The following is a 15,966-nucleotide window of genomic DNA, read 5'->3' as shown; positions in this document are numbered from 1 at the left end:
GCCGAGGGTGCTCAGTGCGCGCGGAACAGCTGCATCGACGTGCCGGCCACCGTGAGCTCGCTGCCGGGCACGTGCTCGCCGACGGGCTTCGTGGTGAGCGACGAGTCCCAGAGCAGCGTGTAGCCGGTGACGCCCTCGTGCTCGGGCAGTGTCACGGTGATCGCGTCCTCGAGGCCGTGCACGATCAGCAGGATGCGGTTGAAGTCCTCGAACTCGGGCGTCGACGCGGCGAGGTACTGCAGCGTGCGCTCGGCGGGGGAGTCCCAGTCGTCCTCCGACATCGAGAGGCCCTCTTTGTTGTACCAGTCCATCTGGGTGGCGCTCGGCACGGTCTCGCCGAAGCGCCCGAACCGCACCGGGCGCAGCGCCGGGTTCTCGCGACGCAGGCGCAGCAGCAGGGTCGAGACCTCCTGCAGGTCGCGCTGCCAGTCCTCGCGCTGCCAGGAGAGCCAGGTCAGCTCGCTGTCGTGGCAGTAGGCGTTGTTGTTGCCCCGCTGGCTGCGGCCGAACTCGTCGCCCGCCGTGATCATCGGGATGCCGGCGCTCAGGACGAGCGTGCCCATCAGGTTGCGGATCGCCTTGCAGCGCGCCGCGAGGATCGTCGCGTCGTCGGTCGGACCCTCGATGCCGTGATTGAACGAGTGGTTGTTGCCCGTGCCGTCGCGGTTCCTCTCGCCGTTGCCGAGGTTGTGCTTCGTGTAGTACGCCGTCAGGTCGGCCATCGTGAAACCGTCGTGGGCGGTGATGAAATTGACGGATGCCATGGGCCCGCGGTTCTGCGGGAAGACGTGGGCAGACCCCGCGAGCCGACGCGCGAGCGAGCCGATCCCGTTGGGGGCGAGGCCGTTGGCGCGGGCCGCGCCGATGTCGGTGAGCCAGAAGTCGCGCATGCGGTCGCGGTAGCCGTCGTTCCACTCCGACCAGCCGGCGGGGAACCGGCCGACCTGCCAGCCGCCCATCCCCACGTCCCACGGCTCGGCGATCATCTTCACGCCGGCCAGCGCGGGGTCCTCGACGATCGCGGCGAGCAGCGGGTGCCGGGCGTCGAACTCGACGTTCTCGTCGCGCCCGAGCGTGACGGCCAGGTCGAACCGGAAGCCGTCGACCTGCACCTCGTTGGCCCAGTACCTGAGCGAGTCGAGCACGAGCTGCTGCGCCGCCGGGATGGCGAAGTCGACGGTGTTGCCGCACCCGGTGACGTCGATGTAGTGGCCCTGGCTGTTCTGCCGGTAGTACGACTCGTTGTCGATGCCGCGCAGGCTCGTGGTGGGGCCGGTGGGTCCCTCCTCGGCGGTGTGGTTGTAGACCACGTCGAGGATCACCTCGATGCCGGCCGCGTGCAGGTTCTTCACCATGGTCTTCACCTCGCGCAGCACGGCGCCGGTGCCGCCGGTCTGCGCTTCCTTGGTGGCGTACTCGGCGTGCGGGGTGAAGAAGTTGAGGGTGTTGTAGCCCCAGTAATTGGTGAGCCCCTGCTTGATCAGCCGCTGCTCGCTCACCGACTGGTGGATCGGGAGGAGCTCGACCGAGGTGATGCCGAGGTCTTTCAGGTAGCGGATGGTCGCCGGGTCGCCGAGTCCGGCGTAGGTGCCGCGCAGCTCTTCGGGCACGTCGGGGTTGAGCTTGCTGAGCCCCTTCACGTGGGCCTCGTACAGCACCGTGTGGTCCATCGGGATGCCGGGCTTCGTCACACCCTCCCAATCGAAAGCGTCGTCCTGCACGTACGACCGCCATTCGCCCGCGTTGGTGCGGGCGAGGCCGCGCGCGTACGGGTCGATGAGGTCGAGCGTCGGGTCGAAGTGGTGGGTGGGCCCCTTCGGGCCGGAGGCGCGCACGGAATAGCGGGCGCCGGCGACGAGCGCGGGGGACTCGGCGGTCCACACGTCGTCGTCGTCGCGCACCATCGGTACGGCCGAGACCAGCCAGTTCGCGTCCTTCTCGTCGTACAGGCACAGCTCCATCGCCGTGGCGTTCGCCGACCAGACGCGCAGCTCGCCCCCGGTCGCGGTGGCACGGACGCCCAGCGGTCGTGGTGCGGAATCGGTAGACATGCGTCCCACACTAGGACCGGTGTGAGTCATGCTTGTTACATGCCCATCTACCTGGATCACGCGGCGACGTCGCCGATGCCGCCCGACGTCATCGCTGCCTACGCGTCGGCGCTCGCCGTGGTCGGCAATCCCGCGTCGATCCACAGCCAGGGCCAGAACGCCAAGCGCATGCTCGAGGAAGCCCGGGAGCGGGTCGCCGATTCCGTCGGCGCCGACTCGGTGGAGGTCACCTTCACCGGCGGCGGCACCGAAGCGGTGAACCTCGGCATCAAGGGGCTGTGGTGGGCGCGGAACGCTTCGACAGGCCCTTCGACAGGCTCAGAGACCGCTCTGCCGCGGCCCCGCATCCTCGTGCCGCACGGCGAACACCACGCCACCGTCGACGCCGTCGAGTGGCTCGAGAAGCACGAGGGCGCGGTCGTCGAGTGGATCCGTATCGACGAGTTCGGCCGCGTCGACCTCGCCGCTCTCGAGGCCGCCCTCGACGACGACGTCGCGCTCGTCACCGTGCTCAGCGCCAACAACGAGGTCGGAACCCTGCAGCCGGTCGCCGAGATCGCGGCGCTCGCCGCGGCCCACGGCGTTCCCGTGCACGTCGACGCCATCGCCGGCTACGGCTACGTGCCTATCGACTTCCACGCGCTCCGCGTCGCCGCGCTCTCGATCTCCGCGCACAAGATCGGCGGACCCGTCGGCATCGGCGCGCTCGTGATCGCCCGCAGCGCCACGGTCGTGCCGCTGCTGCACGGCGGCAACCAGCAGCGCGCCCGCTCCGGCACGCAGGACGTCGCAGGTGCCGTCGCCTTCGGACTCGCCGCGAGCCAGGCCACCGCGGGGCTCGAGGAACACGCGACCCGGCTGCGTTCGTTGCGCGACCGTCTCGTCGCGGGTGTGCGCGAGGCCGTGCCGAGCGCGGTCCTGCGCGGCGACCCGACCGTCGAGGGGAGGCTGCCCGGCAACGCGCACTTCACGTTCCCCGGTTGCGAGGGCGACTCGCTGCTTTTCCTGCTGGATGTCGCGGGCTTCTCGGTCTCGACCGGATCTGCCTGCCAGGCCGGAGTGCCCGAGGCATCCCACGTGCTCACCGGTATGGGGCTCAGCGAGGCCGATGCGCGCGGAGCCCTGCGGATGACCCTCGGCACGCACACCACCGAAGCGGAGATCGACGCACTGGTCGAAGCGCTGCCCGCGGCGGTCGCCCGCGCATCGCGTGCCGGCCTCGCGGAGAAGCAGCCGACGTTCGGGCGCTGACGCCCGCTACGGCACGCAGCGCGCGTTGGTGAGGCCCGCGCCGGCCGCGCTCGGCTCGCAGGCGACCACGGTGCCCACACTCGTCGCCTGTACCCGCACCTCGTACCCCGGCACTCCGTTGCCCACGCCGTTCCCGGCGATACGGGCGCGGTTGCCCCAGCCGGCCAGCACCGTGTGCACCTGGATCGCGTCGAGCTTCGTGCCCGAGACGAGGTTGCCGGAGACCGAATAGGCGTTGCCCTTGAGGTCGATCGCGGAGTCGGCCGAGTTGGCACCGGAAAAGCCGGTGCGCACGAAACGGTTGCTGGAGATCGTGCCGGCCGTCGTTCCCTCCTTGGCATCGACACCTTCGGCGGGTGTGTTCGAGATCACGTTGTTGCGCACGGTTACCCGGTCGGACCGGTCGGGCGTCGTGGCCGATCCCGTCACGCCCGACCAGTTGCTCTGGGCGCTGCCAATGTAGACGCCCTCGCCGAACTGGGGCTTCGTCAGACCGGTATCGTGCACGAGCGAGTTGGCGAGGATGCCGTCGCTGCTGTTCGCGCGGAAGTGTACGCCCTCGTGCCCGATCGACCCAACGTCCAGACTGTTCAGCACCGTGCCGACGGAACCGTCGAGCACGATGCCCTTCTCCGCGGTGCGGACGGAAAAGCCGACCACCCGCCACCGGTCGCCCGTGATGTGGAGGGCGTACCCCGAGCCGGTCGAGCCCGTGGTGAGCACGGCCGTGCGGGGGCCGGTCAGGGTGACGGGCGCCGACGCGGTGCCCGACGCGGCGGCGACGAATTCGCCCGAGTACCGACCGGCGGCGAGCGAGATCGTCTGGCCGGCGCGGGCGGCTTTCAATGCGCGGGCGAGCCCCGCCGAATCGCGCACCGTGACGACGTCGGCCGCGTGCGCGGCGGGAACGGTGAGGGACGCGAAGGCGACAGCGGCGACGAGCGGCAGGATGGCGCGCGCGAGCACGCGTGTGCGACGAGTGGACATGGGTTCTCCCCGATCATGGTTGCGCGGAATCGCAACTGGACGCGATCCGGGGGCAGGGGACGACGCCGCGATCAACGCTAGCTCCGACCGGCGATACGGCACAACAGCGTCAGCGAGTTGTCAGCGCCCTTCGGCGAGGGCACGGAGGTAGGCGGCGTTGCCACGGATCGCCGCCGTGTAGCGCTCGACCTCGGGCGTGCGGATGCCGTCGGCCGCGAGCTCGAGCAGCTCGGCCACGGCCGCGTCGCTGCGCGAGGCAGCGTGCAGCGAGAGTGCGAGGAACACCCGCACCGAATCGGAATCCGGGAACTCGTCGCGTGCCCGCTGCAGGGCGTCGACCGACTCGTCGTGCAGGCCGAGATTGCGCAGCGTGCTGCCGTACTGCAGCAGGCAGCGCCGCCGGGCGTCGCCGTCGATGCCGCCCGCCAACGCCCGCTCGTAGTAGTCGCGCGCTTCGGCCTCGTCGCCCGCGGTGTCGTGCGCGCCGCCGACCTCGTAGAGCAGCCACGGGTTGTCCGGATGCTCCGCGAGCAGCGCCGTGAAGTAGGCCACGGTGGGCGCCATGTTCGCACGTTCGCGGTTCGCGTAGCCTTCCGCGACGGCGGCTTCGAGCTCGGGGGAGAGGGGTTCGGGCATAGAAGTAGTGTCGCCGAAACGGGCTTCTCGGACAACTGTCCGAGAAGTGGTAGACTAGGGACGATGAATCCGGTGGAGCACGACAGAGCGACAGCGGATCCACGGGCGGAAAAGACCCGCCAGGCCATATTCGAAGCGGTCCGCTCCCTGATTTCGGACCGTGTGGCATCTGTCAGCGACATCGTGCGCACGGCGCAGATCAGCCGCAGCTCGTTCTACGCGCACTTCGGCAGCCTCGACGAACTCTCCACCGCGTTCCTGCGCGCGCAGTTCGCCGGCATCGGAACCGAGGCGGCCGACGAGAACGTCTCGGGATCGCTCGCCGCCCGCGCCGGCTACACCCGGCTCATCGGGCACATCCTCGAGCACTATCCGCTCTACTCCAGCGTGCTCGAGCTGCCGCTCACCCGCACCGCGTTCGACGACGTCGTCGAGGCCTACTCGACGCGGCTGCTCCAGTCCGTCTTCACGGCCGCGGACGTGCCGGAGAACATCGACCCCGAGCTGCTCACCACCTACGTGGCCGGCGGCGCACTCACGTCGATCTCCGCGTGGATGCGCGGACGCCTCGACATCTCGGACGACGAACTCGTCGAGCAACTCGTGGGCTTCCTGCCCGTGTGGGCGCTCGAGCCGCGCGCCTGACCAGACTTTCGCAACGACAGAACACCGACAGAACAGAGGAAATTCGCAATGGAATTCATCGTGGGGGAGACCCTTGTTTACCCGCATCACGGCGCGGTCACGATCACCGAGGTTTCCACGGTGACGGTGAAGGGTGTCGAGAAGCAGTTCATGACGCTCAAGGTTCACGCCAACGCCCTGACGATCAAGCTGCCGATCGAAAACGCCGAGCTCGTGGGCGTCCGCGACATCATCGACGACGCCGGAGTCGAGGCGGTGTTCGAGGTACTGCGCGAGCCGTTCGTCGAGGAGCCGGGCAACTGGTCGCGTCGTTACAAGTCCAACCAGGAGAAGATGGCGTCGGGCAGCGTCTACCGCGTCGGCGAGGTCGTGCGCGACCTCTGGCGTCGTGAGCAGGACCGCGGCGTCTCGGCCGGCGAGAAGAACATGCTGCTCAAGGCCCGCCAGGTCCTGGTCTCCGAGCTCGCACTCGCGCAGAAGTCGACCGACGAGGAGGCATCCGCCGTTCTCGACGTCGTGCTCTCCACCTCGCGCCCCGACCTCCCCGAGGTTCCGGACGCCGACAGCGCAGCGTAACGAACCACAGCGATGGCGCGGGGCCTATGGCTCCGCGCCATCGTCATGCTCGCTCCGGCGCCGTCCAGGCGGCCCCGCGTACACTTGACCCCATGAAGGTTGTAGCGGCAATGAGCGGCGGCGTGGACTCGGCGGTAGCCGCGGCACGCGCCGTCGAAGCGGGGCACGAAGTCGTCGGGGTCCACCTGGCGCTGAGCCGGATGCCGGGGACCCTGCGCACCGGGGCCCGAGGCTGCTGCACCATCGAAGACTCCATGGACGCGCAGCGCGCCGCGAACATCATCGGCATCCCCTACTACGTCTGGGACTTCTCCGAGCGCTTCAAGCTGGACGTGGTCGAAGACTTCATCGACGAGTACGCCGCCGGCCGCACCCCCAACCCGTGCATGCGCTGCAACGAGCGCATCAAGTTCTCGGCGCTGCTCGAGAAGGCGCTCGCGCTCGGCTTCGACGCGGTCGCCACGGGCCACTACGCCGACGTGCGCCGCGACGCGGACGGCAACGCCGAGCTGCACCGCGCCGCGACCTGGGCAAAGGACCAGTCCTACGTGCTCGGCGTGCTCACCGCCGACCAGCTCGAGCACTCGCTCTTCCCGCTCGGCTCGACGCCGTCGAAGGCCGAGGTGCGCGCCGAAGCCGCCGCCCGCGGGTTCAGCGTCGCGAACAAGCCCGACTCCCACGACATCTGCTTCATCCCCGACGGCAACACCCGCGGTTGGCTCGCCGAGAAGGTCGGCGCCGAACAGGGCGACATCCTCGACCGCTCGGGCAAGGTGCTGGGCACCCACCAGGGCGCTCTCGCCTTCACCATCGGACAGCGCAAGGGCCTCTCGATCGGCTACCCGTCCGACGACGGCATGCCGCGCTTCGTGCTCGAGGTGCAGCCGAAGACCAACACCGTCGTCGTCGGCCCGAAAGAGGCGCTCGACCTCTCGGAGCTGGCCGGCACCAAGTTCTCCTGGGCGGGTCTCGGCCCCGTCGAGTCCGGCATTTCCACCGTGGGCGAGGATGGCGCGATCCTGCCGTTCGAGTGCGAGGTGCAGATCCGCGCTCACGCCGACCCCGTCGCGGCCGTGGTCTCGGTCGAGGACGGCGAGATGGTCATCCGTCCCGTGGAGCCGATCAACGGCGTCTCGCCCGGCCAGACCGCGGTCGTCTACGTCGGCACGCGCGTGCTCGGACAGTGCACGATCGCCCGCACGGTGAGCGCCGTTCCCGTTCCCGCCTAGACCTCGGCGTCGACCGACACGGTTTCGTCGGCGCTGCGCCGCAGCGGACCGTAGGCCGGCCGCGTGTGCAGCCAGCCCCACATCGCCAGGCCTGCCGCGACCACGAGACCCAGCGTGTCGGAGAACACCTGCCACGCCGAGTGCGCGAGAGTGCCGACCACGAGCACGTAGTACCGGCCGTCTCCCGACGACGGGTTCACGGGAAGATCGGTCGCGAGCAGACGCGCGGCCGCGACGATGCCGGCGACCACGACCCCGATCACCAGGGCGACGAAGGCGCGCAGGACGACCTGGCCCACCCGGTGCCGCGGCCGGATCGGCAGGATGAGCCAGAACGACAGGAACACACCGGCCGTCAGCGGTACGAGCTGCCACAGTGCGTAGGGCACCGCCCAGCCGAGCGCGGGTAGCGCGTAGTCGAAGCCGTCGAGCGACTCCAGGGTCTGGCCCTGCGTGTACACGACGCCGACGACTCCGTCGAGCACCGAGAGCACGAAGGCGACGACCAGGACGGCGAGCGACGCGGCGGCGGCCGCGCCCGGATGCCGCGAGGGAGGAGCAGGGGTGATGGTCATGGTGCTTCCCGTCGCTGGAGGCCGTGTGTGGCGCCCACTGTACCCGGGACCCCGCATCGAAGAAAGGAATCCTCGCGTAAGCAACCACACACACGGTCCGACCCGGGACCGCTCACGCGGAGTTCTCGGCGAAAGCAAGCTCGAACCGGTGTCGGCGGCCGAACGTAAACTGTGACCGTGGAAGAGACCTACGCACCCCAAGAGCTCGAGGCCGCCCGCGGTGAAGCGCAGCAGCTGACCAACCGCATTCTCGAACTGCGCGACGCCTACTACGACCGCGACACGACCCTCGTCTCCGACGCCGAGTACGACCAGCTGATGCAGCGGCTCGAAGAGGTCGAGCGACTGTTCCCCGAGCTGCAGAGCCAGGACAGCCCGACCCAGAACGTGGGCGGGCGGGCGGATGTCGCACTGTTCGATCCGGTCGTGCACGCCGAGCGCATGCTGAGCCTCGACAACGTCTTCTCCATCGAGGAGTTCGAGGCGTGGGCGGCGAAGGCCGTGCAGAACTCGGGCCGCGCGGTCCACTTCCTCTGCGAGCTCAAGATCGACGGGCTCGCGATCAACCTCCGCTACGAGAACGGCGTGCTCACCAGTGCAGCGACCCGTGGTGACGGCCGCGTCGGCGAAGACGTGAGCGAGAACATCAAGCTCGTGGCCGGAATCCCGCAGCGGCTCGAGGGCGAGGGGCACCCCGCGCTCGTCGAGGTGCGCGGCGAAGTCTTCATCCCTGTCGTCGCTTTCGAAAAGCTCAACGAGCTGCAGGCGAGCCTGCGCGAGCGTGCCTTCGAGGAAAGCCGGGACCGCTTCACCGCACGCAAGTCCGGATCGGCCGAGTTCGAAGAAGACAAGGCGCGGCTGTCTGCCGCGCGCCGGTTCCCGGCCTTCGCGAACCCGCGCAACGCGGCCAGCGGCGGGCTCCGCGCGCAGCTCGACAAGAAGGATGGCCTCGAGCTGGAGGCCGCCCGCGCCCGGTTCGCCTCGCTGGCGATGCTGGTGCACGGCATCGGCGCCTGGCCCGACCCGCCCGTCGCGAGCCAGAGTGAGACGTACGACCTGCTCAAGGGTTGGGGCCTGCCGACGAGCCCGTACTACAAGGTCGTCGACAGCACCGCTGCCGCCGTCGAGTTCATCGAGTACTACGGCACCCACCGCGCCGACCCCGAGCACGAGCTCGACGGCATCGTCATCAAGATCGACGAGCTCGCGCTGCACGACGAGCTCGGCGCGACGAGCCGGGCCCCGCGGTGGGCCATCGCGTACAAGTACCCGCCCGAGCAGGTGCAGACGAAGCTGCTCGACATCGTAGTGAGCGTCGGCCGCACCGGCCGCGCCACCCCGTTCGCCGTGATGGAGCCCGCCCGCGTCGCCGGTTCTGTCGTGCGCCAGGCGACCCTGCACAATCAGGACGTCGTCAAGGTGAAGGGCGTGCTCATCGGCGACACCGTCGTGCTGCGCAAGGCCGGCGACGTGATCCCCGAGGTTCTCGGCCCGGTGGTCGAGCTGCGCGACGGCAGCGAGCGCGAGTTCGTGATGCCCGAGTTCTGCCCGGAGTGCGGCACCGCCCTCGCCCCCGCCAAGGAGGGCGACATCGACCTGCGCTGCCCGAACGCGCGCAGCTGCCCCGCGCAGGTGCGCGGCCGCGTCGAGCACGTCGGCAGCCGCGGCGCCCTCGACATCGAGGCGCTCGGCGAGGTGACCGCCGCCGCCCTCACCCAGCCCGTCGTGCCCGAGACGCCGCCGCTCGTCACCGAGGCCGGCCTGTTCGACCTCACGATCGCCGACCTGTTCCCGATCCGCGTGCAGGTGCGCGACAGCGAGACCGGCGAGGTCAAGCTCGTCGCGGCGACGGGCGACGACGAAGAGTCGGTGCCCAAAGAGGTTGCGCCGTTCCGCCGTCAACGCAAGAAGACCGACCCGCTCTTCGACCCCGAGGCCGAGACCTTCGCCGGCGACGAGCACTATGTGCCATCGAAGACCGCATACGAACTCATCGAGAACCTCGAGATCGCCAAGACCAAGGAGCTCTGGCGAATCCTCGTCTCGCTGAGCATCCGGCACGTCGGGCCGGTCGCGTCCCGTGCGCTCGCGGGATACTTCGGGTCGATCGACGCGATCCGCGCCGCCTCGCGCGAAGAACTCGCAGCGGTCGACGGCGTGGGCGGAATCATCGCCGACGCGCTCATCGACTGGTTCCAGGTCGACTGGCACGTCGAGATCGTCGAGCGTTGGGCCGCAGCGGGAATGCAGTTCGCGACTCCCGGCCACCCCGGACCGGGCGCCGCGGCAGCGGCCGACGGACCGCTGGTCGGCATCACGGTCGTCGCCACCGGCAGTCTCGAGGGGTTCACGCGCGAGGGCGCGCAGGAGGCGATCATCGCCGCGGGCGGCAAGTCCGGCTCGAGCGTCTCGAAGAAGACCGACTACGTGGCGGCCGGCCCGGGCGCGGGCTCCAAGCTCGGCAAGGCCGAAGAGCTCGGCATCCGCATCCTCGACGCGGCGCAGTTCGCGTTGCTGCTCGAGGGCGGGCCGGCGGCGGTCGCGCTGCCCGAGGAAGCGGCGCCGGAATCCGAGTCCTCCGCGGAATCCCCGGAGGACGCGGTCTCCGCGGAGTAACCCGCCGCCGAGCGGCATCCACCGTTTCGCTATGCCACCTCGGCGAGGCATAACGGTGTCGCCGGTGTTGAGTCGGCTCGGGTCTGGTCGGCGCAGGGCCGGCTGACTTAGATCTGGCCGGGTTCGTAGCTGCCGTAGGACCAGACATTGCCCTCCGGGTCGCGCACTTCGGCGCGACGGGTGGTCCACTCGGTGTCCTCCGGTTCGATGACCGGTGTGGCCCCCGCGGCGACGGCGCGCGCGAACAACCGGTCGACGTCGTCGACCATGAGGTAGAGCCCGTGCCCCGACGGGCGCTCGACGAGCACCGTGTCGTCGAAGTCGTCGTCGTTGCTCGACACCATGACGACCGCCTGGCCGAGCCGCACTTCCGCGTGCAGCACCCGGCCGCCTGCCGCGTCGATGCGCCGCACGACGGTGAAGCCGCAGGCGGAGAGCCAGTCGAGTGCCGCTGCGGCGTCGCGGTAGCTGACGTATCCGAAGAGATGCGCGTTCATGCCAGCACTGTACGACCGTGACGTGCGGCGGTACACCCCGTCCTTGCCCACCACGACGCTTTTCCGTAATAATGGAGAAATGGAATCCGATTCGGAACTGCGCCGCCTACTGGCCGAGCTCACCGCTCGGGTCGACGCGCTCGAGGGGCGGGCCGCCACCGTCGCACCCGACCCCGTGTCGAGCACCGACGACCCGCTCTGGATTCTCAACGGCATCAGGCAGCGCATCGGCGACCCGGGCGCGGTTGTATTCGCCGGTGCCGTCCGCGTCGCGGCGGGCCCGGTCGAGTGGCAGGTCGGATTCCCCGTCGACGCGGTCCTCGAGTCCGACTGGACGCTGCTCTCGGCGAGCATCGCATCGCTCGGCAACCCGGTACGTCTCGCCCTGCTGCAGGCCGTCATCAACGGCGCGACCACGGTCGCCGAGCTGTCGGCAGGCGAGGGCATGGGGACGACCGGGCAGCTGTACCACCACCTCAACCAGCTCGTCGCCCAGAGCTGGCTGCACCAGGCTGGCCGCGGCCACTACTCGATCCCACCCGAGCGGGTCGTGCCCCTGCTCGTCATCCTGTCCGCAGCACGGAGGACCATGTGAAGCGTTCCACCAAGACCACCATCGTGGCCGTCATCGCGGCCGTCGCCGTATTCGGCCTCGGCGCCGCCGCGATCCCGCGGCCGCCGACCCTGTCCACGGAGACGAGCGGCGACGCGGCGCTCGTGGCAGAGGTGAGCGACCGGCTCGCCGAACTGCCGGGAGTGCGCGACCGGGTGAGTGTCGCCGTGATCGACGGGGACGACGTGCGCGAGGCACACTTCGGGGCGACGAACACCACGGAATACGAGATCGGGTCCGTCACCAAGACCATCACCGCGGCACTGCTCGCCGACGCGATCGACAGGGGAGAGGTGGCGGCAGACACGCCGCTCGGCGACCTGCTCGAGCTGGGCTCGAGCCCCGCGGCATCCATCACTCTCGCCGAGCTCGCGACGCAGTCGAGCGGGCTGCCCCGCCTCGCCTTCGGTCCGGCGGAATTCGTGTCGACGTTGGTCACCCAGTACACCGCGAGCGACCCCTACGGGGCGACCGTCGACGAGCTCGTGGCGGGCGCGCGGGATGCCGACCTCGGCGAGAAGGAATACCTGTACTCCAATTTCGGGTTCGCACTGCTCGGCCAGGCTTTGGCCGTCGCGGCCAACAACGACTACCCGACGCTGGCGCGGGAGCGTGTCTTCGAACCGCTCGGCATGGACGACACGTTCGCGCCGACGTCGACCGACGACCTGTCCGACGACGCGGCGACCGGATACACGGCCTCCGGGCGCGAGAGCGACGCGTGGACACTGGGCGCCGATGCCCCGGCGGGCAGCGTGCGGTCGACCCTCGCCGACATGGCGGTGTACGCGCGGGCGAACCTCGATGAAACGGCGCCGGGGGTCGAGGCGACGGAGCCCGTCGCGCCGGCCGGCGAGGGCAGTGAGATCGGCTACGCCTGGCACACGACCGACGGCGTCACCTGGCACAACGGCATGACCGGCGGATTCGCGAGCTGGGTCGGCTTCGACCGCGATACGGGCCGCGCCGTCGTGGTACTGAACAACACGGCCGCGTCGGTGGACGAACTCGGCTTCGCGCTGATGGAGGAGGACTGATGGAATTCGTCTGGATTTTCCTGACCCTCGCGTTCACCGGCATGTTCGCGGCGTCCGCCTTCTCGACGGGCAAGGTGTTCGCGGCCAAAAGCCGCCTCGATCTCGTGTTCGGCGGCCTCGACGCGGTCGTCGTGCTGGCCGTCGCCCGGGAGGTCGCACCGTGGGGCACGGTGTCGCCGCTGCTCTGGCTCTTGCCCGTCGCGATCGTCGCGGTGGGAACGGCCGGATCGGTGTTCGCCTGGCCGATGCTCGCGGCGCTCCGTGAGGACAGACCGGGCTGGCGCACGCTCGTGTTCGGGGCCGTCCACCTCGCGGTACTCGTGACGATCACCGTGGTGGTCTACGCGCTGTAGCGCACGCGGGCTCCGGTGCTGAAAGATGGGCAGCGGAGGTCGCTGTGTCGGATCGGGAGCCAGACGGGAATCAACCGAGTCGCCGCACGTTCCTGCGGGCCGCCGGCATCGGAGCGGCCGGTGCGGCGGCCGCGGCAGCCGCCGCCTTCGCGCTCTCGCAGCAGGACGGCGAGCGACCCGCCCCGCAACCGACGACGACCGTGCCGCCTCGGGCCGCCGGACCCGGCTTCGACCACCTCGTCGTGGTCATGTTCGAGAACCGGTCGTTCGACAACATTTTCGGCTACCTCTATGCCGACGACGAAGTGCCGGATGGCGCGACATTCGAGGGTCTCGGCGCCGGCCACAGCAACCGGCTGTCGTCCGGGGAGGAAGTGCCGACGCACACCTACACCGGCCCCACCGACACGGTCTTCTCCAGCCCGCAGCCGGATCCCGGCGAGGAGTACCCGCACGTCAACACCCAGCTGTTCGGCACGGTCGATCCGGCGGCGAACCGGGGACGTAAAGCCGCCGCGATGGAGGCACCCTTCAACGCCCCGGCCGACGCCTCGGCGCCCACCATGGAGGGGTTCCTGCAGGACTACGTGGACAACTTCCTCGGCGACCACGGCGGAAAGGAGCCGACCGCTGCCGAGTACGGCGTGATCATGGGCGCGTTCGACCCGGGCATGCTGCCGGTGTTCTCCACCCTCGCCAAGAACTTCGCGGTGTTCGACTCGTGGCACTGCGCGGTGCCCTCGCAGACATTCTGCAACCGGTCGTTCTTCCACGCGTCGACCTCGCACGGGTACGTGACGAACAGCGGCAACGGCGGGTACCACAAGTGGTTCGACGCCAAGAATGCCGCCCCCACGATCTTCAACCGGCTGCAGGACGCGGGCATCAGCTGGGCCGTGTACTACGACGACCGTCAGATCGTCTCGATGACGGGGTTCATCCACGCGCCGAGCCTCGAGCCGTTCTTCGCCACGAACTTCCGCACGATGCAGCAGTTCCGCGAGGATGTGGCGACGGGCACCCTTCCCGCGTACTCGTTCATCGAGCCGCGGATGATCTACGACCACAACGACATGCACCCGCCTGTCGGCGTATTTACCGAGACGGATGTCGACGGCACGGTCATCGCCGGGGGAGCGGTGTCCGACGTGCGGGCCGGGGAAGCGCTGCTGAGCTCGATCTACAGCGACATCCGCGCCAGCTCGACGCCGGAGGGGTCGAACGCCGGCAACACCATGCTGCTCGTCACCTTCGACGAGCACGGCGGCACCTACGACCACGTGCCGCCGCCCGCCGGCACGCCGCCGGAGGAACGCGCGGACACGGAGATGGGCTTCGGCTTCGACCGCCTCGGGGTGCGCGTGCCGGCGATCGCGATCTCCGCGTACACGGCCAAGGGGCAGATCGTGAACGACCCGATGCACCACGGCTCGGTCATCGCCACGCTCTCGGCCCTGTACGGTCTCGACCCCCTGACCGCGCGTGACGACGGGGCCCCGACGCTCGACGTCGCGATCACGCTGACGACTCCGCGCGACCCGTCGACCTGGCCGACGACCACGCCGCAGTACGTGCCGCCGAACCCCGAGGCCGGCGTGCACATCCCGGCAGGGCAGGAGGACCGTCCGCTCAGCCCTCCCGGAGTGGGACTCGTCGGCATGCTGATCGCCAAGTACGGGCAGCCCGGCGACACCGTGCCGTCGACGTACCGGGAGGCCTACGACCTGCTGATGAAGCGGGGCACGGGCATCTTCGGGTCGGGCGCGGGTTGAGCCTGTCGAAACCCGAGGAGTCTGGGTTTCGACACGCTCAACCCGCTGGGGGTTTCGATACGGCCGTGGACGGCCTACTCAACCACCGTTCGCGGCGAGGACGCGCGCGGCCTCGCGCGTCGCGCTCGTGTTGATCTTGCCGGCGCGCGAACCGGCGAGTTTGGCCTGGATGTGCGCGCTCACCGTGATGGGCGGGTACAGCGCCTCGGTGCCCGGCTCGACCGTCGAGGGGATCGCCGCGATCGTGGCGTCCGCGTTGCCGTCGTGGAAGTAGGCGGCACTGCGGCGGCGGTTGATCGTGCCGTCGACGATCGGCGGCTTGACGCGGTGGAGGGTCGACATCCAGCGCTCGTTGGTCCAGCGCGAGGTGAGGTCGCCGAGGTTGACGAGCAGGGCGTCGTCGGCGGGGCTCACGTCGTTCCACGAACCGTCGCTGCCGAGCACCTGCAGGCCCTTCACCTGGTCGGCCCAGAGCACGGTGACGATGCCGAAGTCGGTGTGCTCGCTCATGCCGATGAGGTCGCCGTCGAGGTCGACGGTTCCGGGCGGCAGGGCGTAGTTGTTCATGCGCAGCACGTCGATGGAATGGTCGGTGTACGCGTCGAAGAAGCCGTCGGGCAGGTCGAGCGCGGCGGCGAAGATGTCGGTGAGCGTCGTGGCGACGCGGCCGGCCTCGGAGAAGTACGCGTCGATGCGCTCCTTGTAGCCCGCGACATCCGGCCACACATTCTCGGCGTACTCCATCGGGTCCAGCTCGACGCCCGGGAAGTCGGACGTCGCCAGCCCGACGTTGAACGCCTCGAAGAAGTCGTTCATGCGGGTGGCGCTCTCGACGCCGAGACTGAGGCTGAGGGACTCGGCCTTCGGGGGCGTGTACCCTCGGTTGGTGCCCTTGGGCGCGATGCTGCGCTTCTTGGTGTCGAGGTCCTGGGCGAAGAAGTCGTCCATCGCGCTCGCGAGCCCGTCGGTCACGCTCGTCGGGATGCCGTGTCCGAGGATCTGGATGAACCCGACCTCGCGGCAGGCGGTGTCGATCGCGGCGGCGACCGCGGCTTTCTCTTCGGCGGTGCCGTCGGTGACCCAGGCGGTGATATCGACGGCGGGAACGTGGAATGTCATGGCGCCCAA

15 protein-coding genes are annotated in these 15,966 nt (G+C 69.6%); 9 read left to right on the top strand and 6 right to left on the bottom strand.

All coding sequences use genetic code 11. The features are described from left to right. Positions 1 to 11 precede the first annotated feature (11 nt). Complete coding sequence (gene glgX, locus HD599_RS10760) at positions 12 to 2,051, bottom strand: glycogen debranching protein GlgX (protein WP_184237210.1); 2,040 nt, start codon at positions 2,049 to 2,051, stop codon at positions 12 to 14. A gap of 39 nt (positions 2,052 to 2,090) precedes the next feature. On the opposite strand from glgX, the gene HD599_RS10755 reads away from it, so the two are divergent. Continuing rightward, on the top strand, positions 2,091 to 3,302 hold the full coding sequence (locus HD599_RS10755) for a cysteine desulfurase family protein (protein WP_184237207.1): 1,212 nt from the start codon (positions 2,091 to 2,093) through the stop codon (positions 3,300 to 3,302). 6 nt (positions 3,303 to 3,308) lie between these two features. Here the strand turns inward: HD599_RS10755 and HD599_RS10750 are convergent, their stop codons facing one another. Next, positions 3,309 to 4,289 (bottom strand): right-handed parallel beta-helix repeat-containing protein, encoded by a 981-nt coding sequence (locus tag HD599_RS10750; protein ID WP_184237205.1) that lies wholly within the window; start codon positions 4,287 to 4,289, stop codon positions 3,309 to 3,311. A 120-nt stretch (positions 4,290 to 4,409) separates the two neighbouring features. Further along, positions 4,410 to 4,925, bottom strand: a complete 516-nt coding sequence (locus HD599_RS10745) for a tetratricopeptide repeat protein (protein WP_184237202.1) — start codon at positions 4,923 to 4,925, stop codon at positions 4,410 to 4,412. Positions 4,926 to 5,087: 162 nt separating this feature from the next. Between HD599_RS10745 and HD599_RS10740 the strand changes: the two genes are divergently transcribed. The 3 genes from HD599_RS10740 to mnmA all read left to right on the top strand — a co-directional run bounded on the left by HD599_RS10740 (position 5,088) and on the right by mnmA (position 7,375). Beyond that, positions 5,088 to 5,570 carry a TetR/AcrR family transcriptional regulator gene (locus tag HD599_RS10740; protein ID WP_184237200.1) on the top strand — a complete coding sequence of 161 codons (483 nt, stop codon included), beginning with the start codon at positions 5,088 to 5,090 and terminating at the stop codon, positions 5,568 to 5,570. A 48-nt stretch (positions 5,571 to 5,618) separates the two neighbouring features. Then, entirely contained in the window at positions 5,619 to 6,146 is a 528-nt protein-coding gene (locus HD599_RS10735) for a CarD family transcriptional regulator (protein WP_184237197.1), read from the top strand. Positions 6,147 to 6,238: 92 nt separating this feature from the next. Then, complete coding sequence (mnmA, locus tag HD599_RS10730) at positions 6,239 to 7,375, top strand: tRNA 2-thiouridine(34) synthase MnmA (RefSeq protein ID WP_184237194.1); 1,137 nt, start codon at positions 6,239 to 6,241, stop codon at positions 7,373 to 7,375. Here the strand turns inward: mnmA and HD599_RS10725 are convergent. Further along, positions 7,372 to 7,950 carry a hypothetical protein gene (locus HD599_RS10725; protein ID WP_184237191.1) on the bottom strand — a complete coding sequence of 193 codons (579 nt, stop codon included), beginning with the start codon at positions 7,948 to 7,950 and terminating at the stop codon, positions 7,372 to 7,374. The genes mnmA and HD599_RS10725 overlap by 4 nt on opposite strands. Before the next feature lie 171 nt (positions 7,951 to 8,121). Here HD599_RS10725 and ligA point away from each other — a divergent pair, with 171 nt between their 5' ends. Beyond that, positions 8,122 to 10,566 (top strand): NAD-dependent DNA ligase LigA, encoded by a 2,445-nt coding sequence (gene ligA, locus HD599_RS10720; RefSeq protein ID WP_425489159.1) that lies wholly within the window; start codon positions 8,122 to 8,124, stop codon positions 10,564 to 10,566. Between the two features lie 107 nt (positions 10,567 to 10,673). Here the strand turns inward: ligA and HD599_RS10715 are convergent, their stop codons facing one another. After that, a complete protein-coding gene (locus HD599_RS10715; protein WP_184237184.1) occupies positions 10,674 to 11,063 on the bottom strand; it encodes a VOC family protein in 390 nt (129 codons plus the stop codon). Between the two features lie 79 nt (positions 11,064 to 11,142). Here HD599_RS10715 and HD599_RS10710 point away from each other — a divergent pair, with 79 nt between their 5' ends. From HD599_RS10710 to HD599_RS10695, 4 genes are read left to right on the top strand one after another with little or no spacing between them, the layout of a single operon-like run. After that, positions 11,143 to 11,658: a helix-turn-helix domain-containing protein gene (locus tag HD599_RS10710; RefSeq protein WP_184237181.1), complete on the top strand. Its 516-nt coding sequence runs from the start codon at positions 11,143 to 11,145 to the stop codon at positions 11,656 to 11,658. Beyond that, positions 11,655 to 12,713 (top strand): serine hydrolase, encoded by a 1,059-nt coding sequence (locus HD599_RS10705; RefSeq protein WP_184237178.1) that lies wholly within the window; start codon positions 11,655 to 11,657, stop codon positions 12,711 to 12,713. Before HD599_RS10710 ends, HD599_RS10705 begins: the two co-directional genes overlap by 4 nt. Then, complete coding sequence (locus HD599_RS10700; RefSeq protein ID WP_184237175.1) at positions 12,713 to 13,066, top strand: hypothetical protein; 354 nt, start codon at positions 12,713 to 12,715, stop codon at positions 13,064 to 13,066. The genes HD599_RS10705 and HD599_RS10700 overlap by 1 nt, the downstream gene beginning before the upstream one ends. Before the next feature lie 44 nt (positions 13,067 to 13,110). Then, positions 13,111 to 14,838 carry an alkaline phosphatase family protein gene (locus HD599_RS10695; RefSeq protein ID WP_184237172.1) on the top strand — a complete coding sequence of 576 codons (1,728 nt, stop codon included), beginning with the start codon at positions 13,111 to 13,113 and terminating at the stop codon, positions 14,836 to 14,838. Positions 14,839 to 14,916: 78 nt separating this feature from the next. On the opposite strand, the gene HD599_RS10690 is transcribed toward HD599_RS10695, so the two are convergent. Next, positions 14,917 to 15,957, bottom strand: a complete 1,041-nt coding sequence (locus HD599_RS10690) for an isopenicillin N synthase family dioxygenase (protein ID WP_184237169.1) — start codon at positions 15,955 to 15,957, stop codon at positions 14,917 to 14,919. Positions 15,958 to 15,966: the final 9 nt, after the last annotated feature.

This window comes from Conyzicola lurida, assembly GCF_014204935.1.
In the GTDB taxonomy this organism is placed as follows: Bacteria; Actinomycetota; Actinomycetes; order Actinomycetales; family Microbacteriaceae; genus Conyzicola; species Conyzicola lurida.
Note: the sequence above shows the minus strand (reverse complement) of the source record. Positions and strands in the feature narration are given on the sequence as shown.